Below are 19,845 nucleotides of genomic sequence, written 5' to 3' on the forward strand. Positions count from 1 at the left end.
GTCAATCGTCCGTTTCGCCGGCCTCATAGAGCGCCTCGCGGCCGATACGGTCGAGACAGAGCTCGGCCGTCCAGGGGAGCATCAGTGAACCGCAGCGGCTGTCGCGGTAGATGCGCTCCAGCGGTAGCGATCGGAGCATAGCCTGGCCGCCGCAGGTGCGGATCGCCAGAGCCGCGAGCTCATTGGCGCCCTCCATCACCGAATATTGCGCGGCATAGGCGCGTAAGACTTGCTCCTTGCTTGGATTGGCGCGGGCCTCCGTGACCGCCTGGAACCAGACCGCCTTGATCTGCTCGAGCTTGATCTGCATCTGGGCGACCGCGATCTGCTTGGTCGGATACATCCTGCGTTTGACCGGCGGCATGCCCGGGACCTCGCCGCGCAGATAGCGTACGGTGAAATCATAGGCCGCCTGCGCGAGGCCCAGATAGGTCGGCGACAACGTCAGGAACATGTGCGGCCAACGCATCGCCGCCTGGAAGTAGACGCCGCGCGGCATCAGGGCTGCGTCGTCCGGTACGAATACGTCCTTGAACAGCAGCGTCCGCGATACGGTCCCGCGCATGCCGAGCGGATCCCAGTCTCCGACGACGGAAACACCTTCCGACTGGGCGGGGATGGCCAGGTAGAGCGTGTTGCGGCGCGAGGCCTTTTCGCCTTCCTCGATCTCGGTGCAAAGCACGCCGTAATAGTCCGCATGGCCGGAGAGCGAGGCAAAGATCTTCTTGCCGTTGATGACCCAGCCACCGTTGACCGGCCTCGCTTCCGTGCCAAAGGCAACGCCGCCCGCGGCCGCAGCGCCACCCTCGGAGAAGGGCTGGGAATAGATCGCGCCGTCCTCGACGATGCGCTTGTAATGGATGGCGCGTCGACGTTCGTGCTCCGCGCGGGTCTCCGCGTCCATGTCGAGATCGTCCGCGAGTGGACCCGACCACAGGGTCGAGCACACATGCATGTTCCAGGTGAGCGCCGTTGCGCCGCAGTAGCGGCCGATCTCGGCGGCAGCCAAGGCATAGGTCTGGTAATTCGCGCCAAGTCCGCCATGCTTCTTGGGGACGGCGATGCCGAGCAGGCCGACGCGATGCAGGTCGCGATAGTTCTCTGTCGGGAACGTCGCCTCCCGATCATAGGTGGCGGCGCGACCGGCAAACACGGTCTGTCCGATCTCCCGTGCCCGCGCGATGATGCCGGCCTGCTCGTCGCTCAAGCGGAATGCGACGGGATCGAAGATCGGTGCATCGAGCGCAACCTTGTCAGTCCTGCCGATGGTCTTGCTGACTTGCATGGTCATTGCGCAGTCACCTGTGTTTTGGTCACGACAGCCTCCAGGAACCCGCGAATAGCCTCATTGAAAGCACCGGGACGTTCGAGGTTGGCGAGATGGCCGACGTGGGCCATCTCGACATATTCGGCCGCGGGAATGTAGGTTGCCATCTTGGCCATCATCGGCGCCGGCGCGTTGTTGTCCTTGGAACCGGACAGCAGCAGTGTCGGCACCGAAATATCCTTGAGGGTGCTGCGTTGATCGAACCCGATCAAGGCCAGCATCATGGCGCGATAACTCGCCTCCGGCACACTCGCCATGCACTCGTGCGCGAGCTCCATCCCGTTCGGATCCGGCTCATCGCCCACCAGCTCGCGCACCAGGGAAGGCGCCAATGACTTCATCGTCTCACCGCGATCGAGCGGCCCGAGCCGCGCAGCGAGGAACGATTTCTGCCAGTCGCCGTCGGCCTTGCCGAAGGCCGGGCTGGTCTGCGCGAGCACGACGGCGCGCGCCAGTCGAGGAGACTGAGCCAGCAATTTCTGTACGATCATGCCGCCGATCGAATGTCCAACGAGAACGGGATTTGCCGCACCGATCTGCACGGTGAATTGCTCGAGAGCCTCCGCCAGGGCAGCGATGCTGACGCTGGCAAGCGGCGCCGATCCGCCATAGCCCGGCATGTCCCACGCGATTGCGCGGAAGCGGTCGCCAAATGCCGCGAGCTGATGCCGCCAAGCCCGTGCCGCGCCGCCAATGCCATGCAGGAATATCAGGGGTATCGCGCCAGGATCGCCCGCAGCTTCGTAGGCGAAGCGACCGTCTTTCGTTATCATCGGCGCTGGCTGCGACACGCGATATCCTTTGCTTGGCCAGGTGATGCTAACAGGCTTGTCGGTGATGGGAAGCGATAATTTTATACCTAAAGCAATTTTCGGGCCGGGCAGGCTGGACGTGCGTCGGCGACTGCGACGGACGCGGCTTCATTTGCAAATGTTTGAAGGTTAAAATATATCGGAGTGAACGGTCGCAGTTGCCCAGGGAGCAAGCGCATGTCCGGATTGCCGCATTCGCCGCACGCGCTCGTGACTGGTGGCGGTCGAGGTATTGGTCGTGCAATCGCCGCCACGCTCGCTGGTGCCGGCGCCACGGTGACGGTGCTTGGTCGGAATGCGGTCGCGCTGCAAGAGGCTGTTGGCGCAGGGGCCGCACATTTTGCAGTCGTGGCCGACGTCTCGGATGAAGCTGCGTTGAAGGCTGCAATCGCGGAAGCGAGCGCGCGCCAACCAATCGATATCCTCGTCGCCAACGCCGGCAGCGCAGAATCGGCGCCGTTCGTGAAATCGGACAGCGCCCTTTTCGCGCGCATGATGGACGTCAATTTCATGGGGGTGGTTCACGCCGTCCGGGCCGTTTTGCCCGGGATGAAGGACCGTCCCTATGGGCGGATCGTCGCCATCGCGTCGACGGCTGGGCTCAAGGGTTATGCCTATGTCAGCGCGTACAGTGCCGCCAAGCACGCCGTGATCGGGCTGGTGCGTTCGCTCGCCCTTGAGATGGCAGGCAGCAACGTGACGGTGAATGCGGTGTGTCCAGGCTTCACCGACACGGATCTGGTCGCCGGCAGCATCGAGAACATCATGAAGAAAACGGGTCGAAGCCGCGAGCAGGCCATCGCCGAGCTCGCACGCCACAATCCGCAGGGACGGCTGATCACACCTCAAGAAGTGGCGGACGCGGTGCTCTGGTTGTGCGGTGAGACTGCTGGCGCGATCACCGGGCAGGCGATTGCCGTGGCCGGCGGCGAGATTTAGCCTGCGCGGCACAGGTGCGGAACAAGGAAGTAAGGAGATCGCATGAGCAGACCAGCCAATCCCGTGACCGTGCCGCTCGCGGACTATTCGCCGCAGCACTTCCTGCTGGCCGTGATCGACGGTGTTGCGACGGTGACGCTCAATCGTCCCGAACGGAAAAATCCGCTGACCTTCGAGAGCTATCGGGAACTCACCGATTTCTTCCGCGCCTGCGCGTTCGACGACGCGGTGAAGGCGATCGTCGTCACCGGCGCTGGCGGCAATTTCTCGTCGGGCGGAGACGTGTTCGAGATCATCGGCCCGCTGGTCAAAATGGACACCAAGGGGCTGACCGCGTTTACGCGGATGACCGGTGATCTCGTCAAGGCCATGCGGGCGTGCCCGCAGCCGATTGTTGCCGCGGTGGAGGGCATCTGCGCCGGTGCCGGCGCGATCATCGCCATGGCGTCGGACATGCGGCTCGCGGCAACCGGGGCCAAGGTGGCGTTCCTGTTCAACAAGGTCGGCCTTGCCGGCTGCGACATGGGCGCCTGCGCGATCCTGCCGCGGATTATCGGACAGTCCCGCGCTTCCGAGCTGCTCTACACCGGGCGGTTCATGACCGCGGAGGAGGGCGAGCGCTGGGGCTTTTTCAGCCGCATCGTCACGCCTGAGCAAGTGCTGGCGCAGGCGCAGGCGCTGGCAAGGCAGGTCGCGGAAGGCCCGACTTTCGGCAACACCATGACCAAGCGGATGCTGGCCATGGAATGGGCGATGTCGGTGGAGGAAGCGATCGAGGCGGAAGCCGTGGCGCAGGCCCTGTGCATGACCACGGCCGATTTCGAGCGCGCCTTCGAGGCTTTTGCCAACAAGGTCAAGCCGGTCTTCAGGGGCGACTGAGCCGGCGGCTACCGGCCGCCACTAATCCGCCCACGGGGGCTTGTCAGAAATTATTTTAGGGTTAAAATAATTTCATTGCCGGATAGATTGGCGAGGCTCCCATGAAAGTCGCGATCATCGGTGGCGGACCTGCGGGTCTCTACGCTGCGATCCTGCTCAAGAAGCAGCGCCCGAGCGCCGAAATCACGGTGTATGAGCGCAACCGCGCCGACGACACCTTCGGCTTCGGTGTGGTGTTCTCGGACGCCACGCTGGATAATTTCGAGAAGCACGATCTTCCAAGCTATCGCCGTATCACCCAGGAATTCGCCTACTGGGACGACATCGCCGTGCATTTTCGCGGCACGGTGCACCGCGTCGGCGGCAACGGCTTTTGCGGCTGCTCGCGGCGCAAGCTGCTTCTGATCCTGCAGGAGCGGGCGCGCGAGCTCGGCGTCAACCTGCGTTTCGAAGTCGATATCGACGACGAATCCCGCTTCGCAGACGCCGATCTGATCCTGCTTGCCGACGGCATCAACAGCCGCTTCCGCGAAAAACATGTCGATCATTTCCAGCCGGATATCGACGTTCGCACCAACATGTTCGCCTGGATGGGGTCGACCAAGCCGCTCGACGCCTTCACCTTCATCTTCCAGGAAACCGAGTGGGGACCCTTTATCGCCCACGCCTATCAATACGAAGCCGGTCATTCGACGTGGATCTTCGAAACCGATCCGGAGACGTTCGAGCGAGCCGGCTTGAAGGGACTGAACGAGAGCCAGTCCGCCGCACGGATGGCCGAGATCTTCGGCTGGTTCCTCGATGGGCATCAACTGCTCACCAACCGCTCGATGTGGCGCAATTTTCCGATGATCCGCAGCAAGCGCTGGGTCAAGGACAACATGGTGCTGCTCGGCGACGCCAAGGCAAGCGCGCATTTCTCGATCGGGTCGGGCACCAAGCTCGCGATGGAGGACGCGATCGCGCTCGCCGACGCGATGCGGGCCGCGCCCAACATCAAGGCCGCGCTCGAGCTTTACGAGCACGGCCGCCGCGAGGAGGTGGAGAAGACGCAGCACGCCGCCGACGTCTCGCTGGTCTGGTTCGAGCATGTCGACCGCTTCTGGGATTTCGACCCCGTGCAGTTCGCCTTCGGCGTGATGACGCGCTCGAAGGCGATCACCTACGACAACCTCAAGCTCCGCGCGCCCGATTTCGTCGCCGAGGTCGACAAGTCGTTCGCCAGGCGGGTTCGCGACAGTGGCTTCGATGTCGACGCCGACAGGCCGTTGGTGCCGCTGTTCCAGCCGTTCCGCTTGCGCGAGATGGAGATTGCCAATCGTGCCGTGATGTCGCCGATGTGCATGTATTCGGCGAAGGAAGGTGTTCCGACCGATTTCCATCTGGTGCATTACGGATCGCGTGCGATCGGGGGAGCCGGACTGATCTTCTCGGAAATGACCTGCGTCAGCCGTGACGCCCGGATCACGCCCGGCTGCGCTGGCCTATGGAATGACGAGCAAGAGGCCGCCTGGCGGCGCATTGTGGATTTCGTTCACGCCAATTCGGCTGCGAAGATCTGCCTGCAATTGGGACATGCCGGCCGCAAGGGCGCGACCAAGCTGATGTGGGACGGCATGGACCGACCGCTGGAGGAGGGCGGCTGGGAGGTGTTCTCGGCATCGCCGCTGCCGTATTTCCCTGACAGCCAAGTGCCGCGCGAACTCGACCGCGCCGGAATGAACGCCGTGAGAGACGCCTTCGTCGCGGCGGCCGAGCGCGGCGAGCGCTGCGGCTTCGACATGCTCGAATTGCACTGTGCCCACGGCTATCTGCTGGCGAGCTTCATCTCGCCGCTGACCAACACTCGCACAGACGAATATGGCGGCCCGCTCGCCAACCGCCTGCGTTTCCCGCTCGAGGTCTTCGAAGCGCTGCGGGCGGTGTGGCCATCGCACAAGCCGATGTCGGTGCGCATTTCTGCAACGGATTGGGCTGAGGGTGGCATCAATGGCGATGACGCGGTCGAGGTCGCGCGCGCCTTCGGCGAGGCCGGTGTCGACCTCGTGGACGTCTCGACCGGGCAAACTGTGCGCGATGGGCAGCCAATCTATGGCCGCATGTTCCAGACGCCGTTTTCCGATCAGGTGCGCAACGAAGCGCGCGTGGCCACCATGTGCGTCGGCAACATCACGACCGCGGATCAGGCCAACACGATCCTGGCCGCCGGCCGCGCGGATCTCGTTGCGCTCGGCCGGCCGCATCTGGTCGATCCCTTCTTCACCATGAAGGCAGCCGCCTGGTATGGGGCGGACGAGACGTTCTGCCCGCCGCAATATCTGCCGGGCAAGGACCAGATCTTCCGCAACAGCGTGCGCGACCGGCAGGATCTCGAGGAGCTGAGAATTAAGGCTAAGCCCAAGACCCGGGCCGAGCTCAAGGCGGAGGCGACAAAGCCGCTTGCGGCGGAGTGACCGCCCGTGCGACGTTAACCCATTGCCTGTGTTTCGAGTGGAGTTGGGGCGATGAAGGCGATTATCGTCGGCGGCGGTATCGGAGGTCTCACCACGGCTTTGATGCTGCGCTCGCGCGGCATTGGCTGCGAGATTTTCGAGCAGGCCGATACCATCCGCGAGCTTGGTGTCGGCATCAATACGCTGCCGCATGCGATGCGTGAGCTCGCCGGGCTTGGCCTGCTGCAGAAGCTCGACGACGTCGCGATCCGCACCGACCAGCTCTATTATCTCAATCGCCACGGCCAGGAGGTCTGGCGCGAGGCCCGTGGCATCGACGCCGGCCACGATGTGCCGCAATTCTCGATCCATCGCGGCCGCCTCCAGGGCGTCATCCATCGCGCTGTCGAGGAGCGGCTTGGGCCTCAGTCGATTCATACCGGTTGTCGCCTCGGTGCCTTCACGCAGGACGAGGGCGGCGTCACGGCCTACTTCTTCGATCGGTCGGGCGCACACGTCCACACCACGCGCGGCGACATTCTGGTCGGCGCTGACGGCATCCATTCGCGCGTGCGCGAAACGCTGTTCCCGAATGAAGGGCCGCCCTGCTGGAATGGCCTGATGTTGTGGCGCGGTGCACGGGACTGGCCGCTGTTCCTCACCGGAAAATCCATGATTGTCGCCGGCGGCCTTAACGCCAAGGTCGTCATCTATCCGATCGCGGAAGGATCGAGCCCGGCGAGCCGTCTCACCAACTGGGCGGTGCTGGTGAAGGTCGGCGAGGGTAATGCGCCGCCGCCACGCAAGGAGGATTGGTCGCGGCCGGGCCGGCGTGAGGAACTGATGCCGCATGTGGCACGCTTCTCCGTGCCCTATATCGATGTGAAGAGCCTGATCTCGGCCACGCCCGAATTCTATGAATATCCGACCTGCGACCGCGATCCCTTGCCCTATTGGTCGTCGGGCCGGGTCACGCTGCTCGGCGATGCGGCGCATCCGATGTATCCGGTCGGCTCGAACGGCGCGTCGCAGGCGATCCTCGACGCACGCTGTCTCGCGGACGCGCTGGTGCGCGCCGAGCATCCGCGCCAGGCGCTGGTCGAATACGAGAAGAAGCGCCTGCCGATGACCGCGGAGATCGTCCGCTCCAACCGGCGTGGCGGTCCGGAAGGCGTCATCGACGCCGTCGAGCAGCTTGCGCCTGACGGCTTTGACAATGTCGACAACGTCCTCAGCTACTCCCAGCGCGAGGCGATCGTGCGCGGCTACGCCACCAAGGCCGGCTTCGCCGCGGTGCCCGGCCTCGCGGCAGTGCGGGCTTAAGGGCGATGAATGATCATCACCCTTAAAACTTTTGATTGAGCATGACCCTTCCGGAAAACCGCTGCACACTTTTCCGGGGTCGTGCTGCTAGCCGCCGGGGGGCGGCGGCAGGAAGTGGATGTTGAACTCGGCGGCCATCGCCACCACGTCCTCCGGCTTCTGCTCCTTCATGTTGTGAAGGCCCCAGAACAGCTCGTAGAGCTTGCGGCTTGGCGAGACCCAAAACAGCACCTTTGCGGTCTGTTCCGACTTGTTGAAGATGCCGTGCGGCACGCCCATGCCAAGCCGGATCAGATCGCCCGTGGTCGCCTGTGCCTCGGAATTGCCAAGCATGAAGTCGAGCTTTCCCTCCAGCATGTAGAGATACTCATCCTGGTCGGGGTGGATGTGCGGCGGCACGAACGTGCCCGGCGGCAGCGTCGCGTGCCAGGAGAAGCTGTGCTCGGCGTAGCTCTTCGGCACATAGGTCTGGCCGAGGATGTTCCAGGAAATGCCCTGGATCCCCTCATTGGCCCGCGTGATGCCGGTAATTTCGCTCTTCATTGAAGTCCTCCCGTAACTCGTTCGCGCGCCGTGCTAGTTCGCCGGCTTGCAGTCCTTGGCATAACGATCGCCATAGTTCTCGAAAACCTTCTGAACGATCTCAGTCTGGAACTTGCCGTCCGGACGCTTGGCGACCTTGGTCAGATAGAAGTCCTGGATCGGATAGCCGTTGGTGTTGAACTTGAAGGCGCCGCGCAGCGAGGTGAAGTCGGCCTTCTTCAACGCCGCCGCGACGGCGTCCTTGTTGGAGAGGTCCCCCTTCACCGCCTTGACGGCGCTGTCGATCAGCATCGCGGCGTCATAGGCCTGGAACGCATAGGTGCCGGGCACGCCGTTGTAGGCGGCCTCATAGGCCGCGACGAACTTCTTGTTCAGCGGATTGTCGAGATTGGGCGCCCAGTTCGCGCCGCCGAACATGCCGACCGCGGCGTCCTGCTGCGCCGGCAGCGTTGACTCGTCGACGGTGAAGGCCGACAGCACCGGAATGGTGTCGGCGAGGCCGGCTTGCCGATATTGCTTGACGAGATTGACGCCGAGGCCGCCCGGCATGAACGTGAAGAGCGCATCGGGCTTCTGCGATGAAATCTTGGAGAGCTCCGGCTGGAAGTCCAGCGTGTTGAGCGGCATATAGGATTCCTCGACAATCTCGCCCTTGTAGTCGAGCTTGAAGCCCGCCACCGAATCCTTGCCGGCCTGATAGTTCGGCACCATCAGGTACATGCGCTTGTAGCCGCGATCCTGCGCGACCTTGCCGAGGATCTCGTGAACCTGATCGTTCTGATACGACGTCACATAGAAGAACGGATTGCAGTCCTTGCCGGCATAGGTCGACGGGCCGGCGTTGGGGCTGATCAGGAAAACCTTCGATTCCGTGACGGGGCGGTGGATCGCCTGGAGGATGTTGGAGAAGATCGGCCCGACCACGAAGTCGACCTTGTCGCGCTCGAGCAGGCCCTTGACCTTGGTGACGGCTGCGTCCGGCTTCAACTCGTCGTCGGCGACGATCACCTCGACATCGCGGCCGCCCATCTTGCCGCCGAGGTCCTTGACCGCCAGCGCAAAGCCGTCGCGGACCTGCTGGCCAAGAGCAGCGGCGGGACCCGACAGCGTGAGGATCACGCCGATCTTGATCTTCTCCTGGGCGAGAGCAGGATTCATCGTGGTGCCGAGCAGCAGGGCGACTGCGGCAAATGTCGATCGCTTCTTCATGATTTGTCCCCCGTGACTATCGGGCTTGCGCTGCAAGCCGCATACTCCGATCCGAGCTTATGCCGATGATGGCGCCCGCGGCAAGCAAAGCCCCGCCGCCTCCATCGAGCGGGGCAGCGCATGCAAGCCGCGCGCCAGTTATTTGAAGCCTAAAGAATATCGCGTGCGGTTGATTTGTTGCAGGTTTGGACTTGCAGCCGGCTTGAATATATTTGAAGCTCAAAACGATAGGTGAATCCGCGCCGGCGCCAATGCCAGCCGTCAGTGACTGCACCAGATGCTTGATTCCGAGACCAAGGCCGTCGAACTTCCGGAGGACCATGCCGAAGAGCTTCGGCTGTGGCTGCGGCTGCTGACCTGCACGACCCTGATCGAGGGCGAAGTCCGTGGCCGCTTGCGGCAGCGGTTCGATGTCACTCTGCCCCGTTTCGATCTGATGGCGCAGCTCGACAAGGCGCCTGACGGCATGACGCTGTCCGACGTCTCCAAACGCATGATGGTGTCCAATGGCAACGTGACCGGCCTCGTCGAACGCCTTGTCGAATCCGGCCATCTCGACCGCCGTACCTCGGATACGGATCGCCGCGTCCAGGTGATCCGGCTCACCAAACTCGGCCGCGCCGAGTTTCGCAGGATGGCCGCGGAGCACGAGACCTGGATCGCCGATCTCTTTGCCGATCTCACGCCGAAAGACGTGCGCGAGTTGATGCGTCTCCTGGCCAAGACCAAGGCATCGGCGCAGAAATCGGCCGGTCGCCGCCGGGCCTAGGCCTGCGGGCGGGCCCTGTTCCCCAATCCCAATTTGCCGCACGAAAAAGCAGGGTGTGCTCAAAATCCTCTATTGCGCCAAATTATTTTAAGCCTAAAATGTTTCTCAAGAGTGCTGCCGGGTGCTTTCCATGCTGAAAGGAGCGTGCGATGGCCAACGCCGCCAAGATTCAAGTGTCGGGCTCGCATGACGGCAACGCTGCGACCGCCCACGTCGATCCATTTGCCCGGCAACATCTGCCGCCGCGCGATCTTTGGCCCGAATTCATCTTCACCCGGCCGGAGCTGCACTATTCGCCGCGACTGAACTGCGTCAGCTCTTTTCTCGATCGCTGGGTCGAGCAGGGCCATGGTGACGCGCCGTGCGTCATCAGTCCCGCCGTCAGCTACAGCTACCGCGAGCTGCAGGAGCTCGTGAATCGCATCGCCAACGTACTTGTTGGCAGGCTCGGTCTGGTGACGGGCGGGCGCGTTCTGCTGCGCTCGGCCAACAATCCCATGATGGTCGCAACCTATCTCGCCGTGATCAAGGCCGGCGGCATTGTCGTTGCGACGATGCCGCTGCTGCGCGCCAAGGAGCTGTCATATCCGATCCAGAAAGCGGATATCGCGCTCGCGCTCTGCGACGGCAAGCTCTCGGAAGAAATGGAGAAGGCGAAGGCCGCCGCGCCTGGTCTCAAGCGCGTCGTCTATTGGGGCAACGGCGCCGCGGACTCGCTCGAGGCGTTGATCGCGGATGCAAGTCCGGAGTTCAGGGCGGTCGATACCGCTGCCGACGATATCTGCCTGATCGCCTTCACATCGGGTACGACCGGCGATCCCAAGGGCACCATGCATTTCCACCGCGACATGCTGGCGGTGTGCGACGGCTATGCGCGCAATATTTTGCGGGCCGAGCAGAAGGATCGCTTTATTGGTTCGGCGCCCCTTGCGTTCACGTTCGGCTTTGGCGGCGTGCTGTTTCCGATGCACATCGGCGCCTCATTCGTGGTCCTGGAAAAGACGACGCCGGACGATGTGCTGGCGGCGATCGAGAACTACAAGACCACCGTGTGCTTCACTGCGCCGACTGCATACCGGGCCATGCTCGGCAAGCTCGCCGGCCGCGACATCTCCTCCTTGCGGAAATGCGTTTCTGCGGGCGAGACACTGCCCAAGCCGACATTCGACGCCTGGCTCAGGGCCACCGGCATCAAGCTGATGGATGGTATCGGCTCGACCGAGTTGCTGCACATCTTCATCAGCGCGACTGAGGACGAGATCCGCGCCGGTGCGACCGGAAAGCCGGTCCCGGGCTATGAGGCGAAAATCGTCGATGACGACGGCAATGACGTGCCGGCCGGCACCATGGGGCGGCTCGCCGTTCGTGGGCCGACCGGCTGCCGCTATCTGGCCGACGAGCGACAGCGCAAATATGTCCAGAACGGCTGGAACATCACCGGCGATACTTATCTGATGGATAGCGACGGCTACTTCTGGTACCAGTCGCGCTCCGACGACATGATCGTGTCGGCCGGCTACAACATCGCAGGCACGGACGTCGAGACGGCGCTGCTCACGCATCCTGCGGTCGTCGAGTGCGGTGTCGTCGGAGCACCCGACGAGGCGAGGGGCATGATCGTGAAGGCCTATGTGGTTGCCGCGCCGGGTGTGACGCCGGACTCGCAGCTCGTCACCGAGTTACAGGAGCACGTGAAGCGCGAGATCGCTCCCTACAAGTATCCGCGCGCGATCGAGTTTGTGACGCAGCTGCCGAAGACCGAGACGGGAAAATTGAAGCGCTTCGCTCTTCGACAACTGGCACAGGCCGCGGCGGCGTCCTCGGGCGTCGCGGCAGAATGAGAGAAGGATAGAGAATTGTCCGTGACCCCGAAAGCTCCGCAGCTTGCGGTGCTGCCCATCGCCGCTGAGGATGAGGCGCCTTCAGCGCCGCAAATCCTCCAGCCCTCCGGTTGGCCGATGCCGAAGGGCTACGCCAACGGCGTGGCTGCGGACGGCCGCATCGTCGTCACCGGCGGGGTGATCGGGTGGGATGCGGAGGAGCGTCTGGCGGAGGGCTTCGTCGCGCAAGTGCGCCAGGCCCTGAGCAACATCAAGGCGATTCTCGCCGAAGCCGGTGCGCGGCCCGAACACCTCGTGCGCCTGACCTGGTACGTCGTCGACATGGACGAATACCTCGCGAACCTGAAGGAGCTGGGGCAGGCGTACCGGACGATCTTCGGTACGCACTATCCGGCGATGGCGCTGGTCCAGGTCGTTCGTCTCGTCGAGAAGGCGGCACGCGTCGAAATCGAGGCCACCGCCGTCATTCCTCGCTGATTGTGCAAGGCCGATCAGCTTGCCTTGGCGAGGCCATCGTCCTCGGGCGAGTTCAGGTAGATGCCGGACATGGTGTCGACCCAGCAGAGATGGTCATGCACCTTCTTCACGCCTTCGACGTTCTCTGCGGCGACGATCGCGGCTTTGCGCGCGCGTTCTTCCGTGATGACGCCGCTGAGGTGAACGATGCTGTCGCGAACGATGACATTCAGGCCGAACGGGCACCAATCGTACTTCTCCATGGTCGCGATGATGCGGCTGCGGATGTGATCGTCGTCGGCCGTCGGATCCGGCACCTCGCGAGCGAGGCTCGCCACCGCCTGTAACAGGTTGGCGCGAGATACGATGCCGACGAGCTCATCACCCCGAACCACCGGCAGGCGCTTCACGTTGTGCCGTTCCATGAGATCGGCGATTTCGGCGAGCGCGGTATCTTCGGTGATGGTCACGGGCGATGTCGTCATCACCTCCGAGATCTTGCGACCATGCTCCTGGACGAAATCGCTGGCCGAGTTGCCGGGGCCGAGGATGAAGCGCAGCAGGCCGCGCCGCTTGCGCCCGGTTCCGATCTCGCTGCGGCGGATGAAATCCCCCTCCGACACGATGCCCATCAGCTTGCCGGCATCGTCGACCACCGTGAGGCCGCTGACGTGCCGTTGCAGCATGATGTTCGCTGCCTCCACGATGCTGGTCTCGGGCGTGACCGAAATGACCGGCCGGGTCATGATCTGATGGGCGCGCATGGCGAACTCCGCAAGTTCCAATGAATTCCGATGCGCGGATTTTAGTCCGGGTGGGGGGGGCCTGGTTTGACTCAGGTCAAGCCAACGAAGTCGATCAATCCTGTTGACCAAATGCGATGGCCGCCTGGCTTGATCCAGCCCGCGGAGCGCACTCGGATTGTCTAGTCGTCGGCTTCGGGACTGCGCGCGAGGTCGGACGAGCGGAACGGCTTGGCCTTGTCCAGTTTCCGATAGGCAGCCTTTGCAGTTCGCAGCAGCCGCTTTTCCCGCTTGCGATCGAGGAAGCGAACACCCGCGTCGGATCCCGCTCCGCCCAGTGAGTCAGCCAGAGTCTGACCTCGTGCATCGTCATTGAGCTGCCCGAGAGATCTCTGCGCCTTGCGCAATTGCTTGAGGACCGACTTCTGCTTCGTGAGCGAATCGTCGGAGAACAGGTCCTCCAGCGATTCGATCGAATAGGTCACCCGCTTGTTGAGAAGCCGCAGTCTGTGCCGTTTCTCAACGCTGAGCTTGCCGAGCTTGCGGGCCTTCTTGAGGAGCGTCTTCTCCCATTCGGTGAGTTGAGCCGCCGCATGGTCGGCGAGCGGGCAGCGGCGCAGACGGATGGCCTCCTTGCTGCGCCTGGTCGACCAGGGGCCGCTCTCGATCCAGAAGGAGGTCTGCTCGATCAGGCGCCGATACCGCGCCGATTGCAGCGCCCGGGCCAGGAGGCGATGGCTCTCGGCGCGCTTTTCGTCCCAGGACTGAAGCTCGGCGATCACCGCGAGCTCATCGCCGGTGGCCGCGACGACGCGTTCGATCGCGACGTCGAGGTCCCGCACCATGCCGAGCTGGCTATTCAGCCATTTCAGCTCGGCCCAGACCACCGGCCGCACGGCGTCGTCGACCACCGGCGAGAAGAAGCGGATGGCGGTCCGCAAGTGCGTCAGCGCGATCCGTATCTGATGCAGCGCCTCGGGGTCGCCGCGGCAGGTGCCATCGTGCCGGGCGAGGACGGCGTCGAGGTGTCGCCGCGCGATGATCCGAAAGGCCGTATCACAGGCCATACCCGGGCTGAGCCGGCCGGGCAGGGCATTGCGTTTCGCCGCCGGCTTGGCGGGCGCGGTCGAAGTCGTGCTGGGTCGCGCCGTCCTTGCCCGCGCCAATCAGATTACCTTACCTGCCCTCGGCGATCGCCATCCGGCAGCGCTGCAGTGTCTGCTCAGGTGTCCCGGATGCATCGATGGTCGCCCAACCAACATGGCCGATATTATAGTGCTCTTGCAGCGCAGCAACCTCTTGCGTGGCGTCGGACGCATCCGCTCGCCGGCTGCCGATTCGGGCCTGCCGCGTCGCGAGGTCCGCGACCAGGAATAGCCCGGCCAGGGGGACCTCGCAGTCCCGGGCAAGTGCTGCGACCGCATCGCGCTCGGATTCGCCTGCAAAGACGGCATCGACAATGGCGGAATGGCCCTGCTTCAGCACGCGGCGGGCATGCTCGGTCAAAGTCTCGTAAACGCGCAATGTGACGTCGGGCTGATACGTGGATGACGGCAGCCGGTCTGTGTCCCCGACCCCGAACAACCGCTTGCGAATGACGTCGCTGCGCAGCACGACAGCCCCTGGCTGTGGTTTGACGATCGGCGCAAGCGCGCGGGCCAGCACCGACTTCCCGGTACCCGACAATCCGCCGACCGCGATCAGACGGGGCGCGGGAGGCTGGATCAGCGCCTGGGCGAGGTTGAAATAGCGGCTTGCGCCGTCGAGAATGCCGGGACGATCGGAATGAGGCCGGTTCAGCCGCGCCAGCGCCACCTGGGCGCGGATCGCAGCCCGGATCGACATGAATAGCGGCAGAGCGCCAAGCGCGTCGAGATGGTCGAGCGGCATAGAGGCGAGATAGCGGTTGAGAACGGCATTGGCCGCCAGTGGCTGGTCGTGACGCAGCAGATCCATCAGCGTGAACGCTAGATCGTAGAGCACGTCGACGGTTGCAAGTCGGGGGTCGAACTCGACGGCGTCGAACAGCACGGGTTGTTCGTCGATCAGCACGATATTGGCGAGATGCAGGTCGCCGTGGCAGCGGCGCACGAAGCCTTGACGGCCGCGTTTCTCCAGCAGGACACGGATGCGTTGGAACGCCTCGTGCGAGGCTTGATCAAGTCGTTCGATCTCCATTGCTGCAAAATGATTGCCGTTTCGTAGGCCAGCGGTGTTTCCCTCGATGAGCGCCGGGATCGAGGAGACCCATGCGCTGCCCTCCGCGGGCGGCGCGACCCTATGCGAGTTCGCGATGGCGTCGGCGATCGCTGAGGCGAGGTCCGCGTCGAGCACTCCGGCCTTCGCCAGATGATCGAGCGTCCGGCTTTCGTCAAAGCGGGACATCTCCACCGCGTATTCGATCGGATTGCCGGGCCCGCCGACCTCCACCGCGCCATCCGGCCCCTCCGCGATCGCCACGACGCGGTGATAGATCTGCGGCGCCAGGGGCCGGTTGATCCTGATCTCCTCCTCGCAGGCCGCCTTGCGCTTTTCGAGGGTCGAATAGTCAAGGAATGGAAGCCGGACGGCCCGCTTGATCTTCAGCGCACGCGGCCCGTCGAGAAAGACCGAGGCAGCATGCGTATCGATCCTCACTGCGCCATGACGTGTGGCGGGATCGCTGAGTGCTGCAAAGATCCGGTCCTGGGTCGCGGCGTCGTCCGTCATTGAGAATGTCATGTGCAGGTACGATCACTCACCCGGGTCGGAGCCGCTGGTTGTCTCTCCGGGGCACCAGCAGGCGCGTCCGCGCTTCGGGGCAGGCGGCTCCAATCAAGTTAACCGTAGAAGCGCGGTCGAGCGAGTCCTTGACTTCCGTCAAGCGCTGTCATCGGCTGGCTGCAGGTGTTCCCGACTTGACGAGGATCAAGCGCCCCGACGGAGGGGCGGCCTATCCTGCCACCAAGGAGAATTCCGATGCCCATCAAGGATGTGTTTCTTCCGCTTATCGGTCAGCCGCGCGAGCCGACGCTTGCCGCGATCGAAAAATGCGTAGCCGTCGCCGCCGATCTCGGCGCCCGGATCACCGGGCTTGCGCTGGAGGAAGATATTTTCGCGCGGCCGAAAGCGGTGCTCCCGGATGATCTGGAGTCCGCCGCCGAGGCCGGCGACGTGCAGCAGCTCCTGAATGCGTTCAACAATGCCGCTTCACGCGCGGGCATCCGCGCCCAAAGCCGATCGGCTAAGGTACCGGCGGACCAGGTCGCAGTGACTTTGGCGGAGCACGCCCGCTTCAGCGATCTCTCGCTGATCCCGGTGAAGCCGCACGACAGTCGTACGGAGGCCGTCATCGAGACGTTCCTGTTCGAATCCGGCCGACCGCTCCTGCTCTGTCCGGAGCACCTCGTCAGCGAGCTGCGCACGGATTTCGAGAACGTCATGATCGCCTGGGATCACTCCGCGCGTGCGGCCCGCGCGGTTGGTGATGCGCTGCCGATCCTTCAGGCCGCCGCCTCGGTCCGCATCGTCACGGTGGCGGACGACAAGACCGAGGCGATCAACCGATCCGGGATGGACCTCGTCGACCATCTCAGGGAGCATGGGGCCTATGCCTCGTTCGAGACGGTGCAGGCCGGAGGCAGTTCGATCGGCAAGGTGCTCGGAAGCTGGGCTCAGTCCCAGGCGATTGATGCCATCGTCATGGGGGCCTACCGTCATTCCCGCCTGAACGAAATCGTCTGGGGCGGCGTTACCAAGACTGTCATCGGTCAGCCACCGTGCTGGGTTATGATCTCCCACTGATTGCTTCTTCCGAGCCGGATCTTCAATCTTCGGAACCAGCGCCCCGATTGGACGCACCGCATTCATGTCGACCTACCGTCTGAAAAATCTGCTGTCGCCGCGCTCGGTGGCGCTCGTCGGAGGGAGCCCCCGTCAGGTCTCGGTCGGACGCGCCGTCCTGGAGAATATTGGCAAGGCGCAGTTCAAGGGACAGTTTGGGCTGGTGAACCCGCGTTATGCGGAGATCGGCGGCGTCGCCCCGGTCAAAAGCCTGGACATGCTGTCCTTCGTTCCCGAGCTTGTCGTGATCACCGCTCCCGCCAGCGAGGTTCCCGCAATCGTCGATCAGGCCGGCCGCCTCGGTTCGGCGGGTGCCCTGATCGTATCGGCCGGGCTCGGCCACGGACCGGGGTCTCTGCACGAGGCGACGATTACGGCTGCCAGGAAATATGGCATGCGGCTGATCGGGCCCAATTGTCTGGGCATCATGATACCGGGCGTGAGCCTCAATGCCAGCTTCGCCGCGCACATGCCGGGCGCGGGTAATCTTGCATTGATCTCGCAATCGGGCGCGATCGCAGCCGGCATGGTCGATTGGGCTGCGCAGCGCGGCGTCGGCTTCTCCGGCATCGTGTCGATCGGTGACCAGATCGACGTCGATATTGCCGACCTGCTCGATCATTTCGCGATGGACCACAAGACGCGCGCGATCCTGCTCTACATCGAGGCCATCAAGGATGCGCGCAAGTTCATGTCGGCGGCGCGCGCCGCAGCGCGGGTGAAGCCGGTGGTGGTGGTGAAGTCCGGCCGCATGGCGCAGGGCGCGAAGGCGGCGGCCACGCATACCGGCGCTCTCGCAGGCGCGGACGCGGTCTATGACGCGGCATTCCGCCGCGCCGGCGTCCTCCGCGTCTCCGATCTGCGCGAGCTGTTCGATTGTGCGGAGACGCTTGGCCGTGTCGAATCGCCGACGGGAAAGCGCCTCGCCATCCTGACCAATGGCGGCGGCATCGGCGTCCTCGCCGTCGACCGCTTGGTGGAGCTTGGCGGAATCCCCGCGCCCATGACGGAAGATACGCGGCGCAATCTCGATGCGGTGTTGCCGCCGACCTGGTCGGGTGCAAATCCAGTCGATATCGTGGGCGATGCCGATGCATCGCGCTATGCCGCGGCGCTGGGAGTTCTGCTTGCCGATCCCGGGAACGATGCGGTCCTGGTCCTCAACGTGCAGACCGCGATTGCCTCGGCAGCCGACATCGCAGCGACTGTCACCGAACAGGTCAGGGCATATCGAGATCGGCATCGCAGTTGGGCCAAGCCGGTGCTCGCTGCCTGGGTCGGCGCCGATCAGAAGATCGTCGAATCGCTGAGTGGCGCCCGCATTCCGAACTATCCGACCGAAGACGATGCGGTGCGCGGCTTCATGCATCTGGTCCGGCATCGCGAGGTGGTGGAGGAGCTGAGCCAGGTTCCGCCGGCGATGCCAGACACGTTCGTGCCTGACGCCGAGGCTGCCAGGCGGATCGTCGTAGGCGCGATCGCCGATGGACGCAAATGGCTCGAGCCAGTCGAGATCAAACGCCTGCTCGAAGCCTACGACATCGCGATGGTGCCGACCTATGCGGCCGCGGACGTCGACGAGGCCGTTGCCTATGCGAACGAGATGTTCGCGCAAGGCGCCACCGTCGTGCTCAAGATCATGTCGCGCGACATCGTCCACAAGTCCGATGTCGGTGGTGTCGTTCTCAACCTGACCACGCCCGAGGCCGTGCGCGTAGCCGCAGCCGACATTCTCGCCCGGGCGAGGAAGCTGCGTCCGGAAGCCCGCATCTCCGGTGTCATCGTGCAGGCGATGGTCGTCAAGGCGAAGGCGCGCGAGCTGATCCTGGGTCTTGCCGACGATCCGACTTTCGGCACCGTGGTCGTTTTCGGCCGGGGCGGGACGGCCGTGGAAATCATCAACGACAGGGCGCTCGCGCTGCCGCCGCTCGATTTACAGCTCGCCTGCGACCTGATCGAACGCACGCGCGTCTCGCGCTTGCTGCGCGCCTATAGGGACGTGCCCGCCGTCAAGGAGAACGCCGTCGCCATGGTGCTGGTCAAGCTGGCGCAGATGGCCGCCGACATTCCCGAGATCCGCGAATTCGACATCAACCCGCTGCTCGCGGACGAAACCGGCGTGACGGCGGTCGATGCGCGCGTCATCGTGGGGCCGCCGCAACGGAAATTCGCAGGCTCCGGCCCTGCCAATTTCGCCGTTCGCGCCTATCCGTCGCAGTGGGAGCGCCACTTCGCGCTCAAGGACGGCCGGCGCATCTTCGCCCGGCCGCTGCGTCCCGAGGACGAGCCGGCGATTCACAAGTTTCTGCGTCACGTGACGCCGAACGATCTCCGTCTCCGCTTTTTCGCGCCGATGAAGGAATTTACCCACGAATTCATCGCGCGCCTGACCCAGCTCGACTACGCCCGCGCGATGGCGTTCATCGCGTTCGACGAAGCCACCAACGAGATGGTGGGCGTGGTCCGGATCCATTCGGACTCGATCTACGAGACCGGTGAATACGCCATTTTGCTGCGCTCCGACCTCAAGGGCAAAGGACTTGGATGGGCCCTGATGCAGATGATCATCGAATATGCGAAGTCGGAGGGTCTGAAGACGATATCGGGCGACGTGCTCAAGGAGAACACCGTGATGCTCGACATGTGCCGCCAGCTCGGCTTCGAGGTGAAGCCGGATCGGACCGAGCCGGACATCTGCGACGTCAGGCTGAAGCTCTGAGCGAGGGCTCCGCGTTTAGGAGCTTGCTCCG

16 protein-coding genes are annotated in these 19,845 nt (G+C 63.8%); 9 read left to right on the plus strand and 7 right to left on the minus strand.

Translation table 11 applies throughout. The annotated features are described in order from the left end of the window. Nucleotide 1: 1 nt before the first annotated feature. Together AXW67_RS07775 and AXW67_RS07780 are read right to left on the minus strand one after the other, a co-directional pair. Complete coding sequence (locus AXW67_RS07775; RefSeq protein WP_063677386.1) at nt 2-1,291, minus strand: acyl-CoA dehydrogenase family protein; 1,290 nt, start codon at nt 1,289-1,291, stop codon at nt 2-4. After that, the gene (locus tag AXW67_RS07780) at nt 1,288-2,100 is read right to left on the minus strand and encodes an alpha/beta fold hydrolase (protein ID WP_063677387.1); all 813 of its coding nucleotides are present in this window, start codon (nt 2,098-2,100) and stop codon (nt 1,288-1,290) included. The genes AXW67_RS07775 and AXW67_RS07780 overlap by 4 nt, the downstream gene beginning before the upstream one ends. A gap of 216 nt (nt 2,101-2,316) precedes the next feature. On the opposite strand from AXW67_RS07780, the gene AXW67_RS07785 reads away from it, so the two are divergent. From AXW67_RS07785 to AXW67_RS07800, 4 genes are all read left to right on the plus strand, one after another. Next, nucleotides 2,317-3,078, plus strand: coding sequence for an SDR family NAD(P)-dependent oxidoreductase (locus AXW67_RS07785; protein WP_063677388.1), 762 nt, complete (start codon nt 2,317-2,319; stop codon nt 3,076-3,078). Nucleotides 3,079-3,120: 42 nt separating this feature from the next. Further along, nucleotides 3,121-3,957, plus strand: coding sequence for an enoyl-CoA hydratase family protein (locus tag AXW67_RS07790; RefSeq protein ID WP_063677389.1), 837 nt, complete (start codon nt 3,121-3,123; stop codon nt 3,955-3,957). A 101-nt stretch (nt 3,958-4,058) separates the two neighbouring features. Next, on the plus strand, nt 4,059-6,410 hold the full coding sequence (locus tag AXW67_RS07795; protein WP_063677390.1) for a bifunctional salicylyl-CoA 5-hydroxylase/oxidoreductase: 2,352 nt from the start codon (nt 4,059-4,061) through the stop codon (nt 6,408-6,410). 51 nt (nt 6,411-6,461) lie between these two features. Beyond that, nucleotides 6,462-7,712: a flavin-dependent oxidoreductase gene (locus tag AXW67_RS07800; protein WP_063677391.1), complete on the plus strand. Its 1,251-nt coding sequence runs from the start codon at nt 6,462-6,464 to the stop codon at nt 7,710-7,712. Nucleotides 7,713-7,799: 87 nt separating this feature from the next. Here the strand turns inward: AXW67_RS07800 and AXW67_RS07805 are convergent, their stop codons facing one another. Together AXW67_RS07805 and AXW67_RS07810 are read right to left on the minus strand one after the other, a co-directional pair. Next, entirely contained in the window at nt 7,800-8,255 is a 456-nt protein-coding gene (locus AXW67_RS07805; protein ID WP_027551008.1) for a cupin domain-containing protein, read from the minus strand. A 33-nt stretch (nt 8,256-8,288) separates the two neighbouring features. Beyond that, on the minus strand, nt 8,289-9,464 hold the full coding sequence (locus AXW67_RS07810; RefSeq protein WP_063677392.1) for an ABC transporter substrate-binding protein: 1,176 nt from the start codon (nt 9,462-9,464) through the stop codon (nt 8,289-8,291). Between the two features lie 277 nt (nt 9,465-9,741). Here AXW67_RS07810 and AXW67_RS07815 point away from each other — a divergent pair, with 277 nt between their 5' ends. The 3 genes from AXW67_RS07815 to AXW67_RS07825 all read left to right on the plus strand — a co-directional run bounded on the left by AXW67_RS07815 (nt 9,742) and on the right by AXW67_RS07825 (nt 12,551). Further along, nucleotides 9,742-10,233: a MarR family winged helix-turn-helix transcriptional regulator gene (locus tag AXW67_RS07815; RefSeq protein ID WP_063677393.1), complete on the plus strand. Its 492-nt coding sequence runs from the start codon at nt 9,742-9,744 to the stop codon at nt 10,231-10,233. A gap of 149 nt (nt 10,234-10,382) precedes the next feature. Next, a complete protein-coding gene (locus tag AXW67_RS07820; protein WP_063677394.1) occupies nt 10,383-12,074 on the plus strand; it encodes a benzoate-CoA ligase family protein in 1,692 nt (563 codons plus the stop codon). Between the two features lie 15 nt (nt 12,075-12,089). Further along, on the plus strand, nt 12,090-12,551 hold the full coding sequence (locus AXW67_RS07825) for a RidA family protein (RefSeq protein ID WP_063677395.1): 462 nt from the start codon (nt 12,090-12,092) through the stop codon (nt 12,549-12,551). Nucleotides 12,552-12,565: 14 nt separating this feature from the next. Here AXW67_RS07825 and AXW67_RS07830 read toward each other — a convergent pair whose 3' ends face one another. From AXW67_RS07830 to AXW67_RS07840, 3 genes are all read right to left on the minus strand, one after another. Next, the gene (locus AXW67_RS07830) at nt 12,566-13,294 is read right to left on the minus strand and encodes a CBS domain-containing protein (protein WP_063677444.1); all 729 of its coding nucleotides are present in this window, start codon (nt 13,292-13,294) and stop codon (nt 12,566-12,568) included. Nucleotides 13,295-13,455: 161 nt separating this feature from the next. After that, nucleotides 13,456-14,439: a CHAD domain-containing protein gene (locus tag AXW67_RS07835; RefSeq protein ID WP_063677396.1), complete on the minus strand. Its 984-nt coding sequence runs from the start codon at nt 14,437-14,439 to the stop codon at nt 13,456-13,458. Nucleotides 14,440-14,449: 10 nt separating this feature from the next. After that, nucleotides 14,450-15,982, minus strand: coding sequence for a bifunctional aminoglycoside phosphotransferase/ATP-binding protein (locus tag AXW67_RS07840; RefSeq protein ID WP_063677397.1), 1,533 nt, complete (start codon nt 15,980-15,982; stop codon nt 14,450-14,452). A 249-nt stretch (nt 15,983-16,231) separates the two neighbouring features. On the opposite strand from AXW67_RS07840, the gene AXW67_RS07845 reads away from it, so the two are divergent. Together AXW67_RS07845 and AXW67_RS07850 are read left to right on the plus strand one after the other, a co-directional pair. Continuing rightward, nucleotides 16,232-17,056 carry a universal stress protein gene (locus tag AXW67_RS07845; protein ID WP_063677398.1) on the plus strand — a complete coding sequence of 275 codons (825 nt, stop codon included), beginning with the start codon at nt 16,232-16,234 and terminating at the stop codon, nt 17,054-17,056. A 64-nt stretch (nt 17,057-17,120) separates the two neighbouring features. After that, complete coding sequence (locus AXW67_RS07850) at nt 17,121-19,814, plus strand: bifunctional acetate--CoA ligase family protein/GNAT family N-acetyltransferase (protein WP_063677399.1); 2,694 nt, start codon at nt 17,121-17,123, stop codon at nt 19,812-19,814. Nucleotides 19,815-19,845 lie beyond the last annotated feature (31 nt).

The organism is Bradyrhizobium neotropicale (assembly GCF_001641695.1).
Classification (GTDB): domain Bacteria; phylum Pseudomonadota; class Alphaproteobacteria; order Rhizobiales; family Xanthobacteraceae; genus Bradyrhizobium; species Bradyrhizobium neotropicale.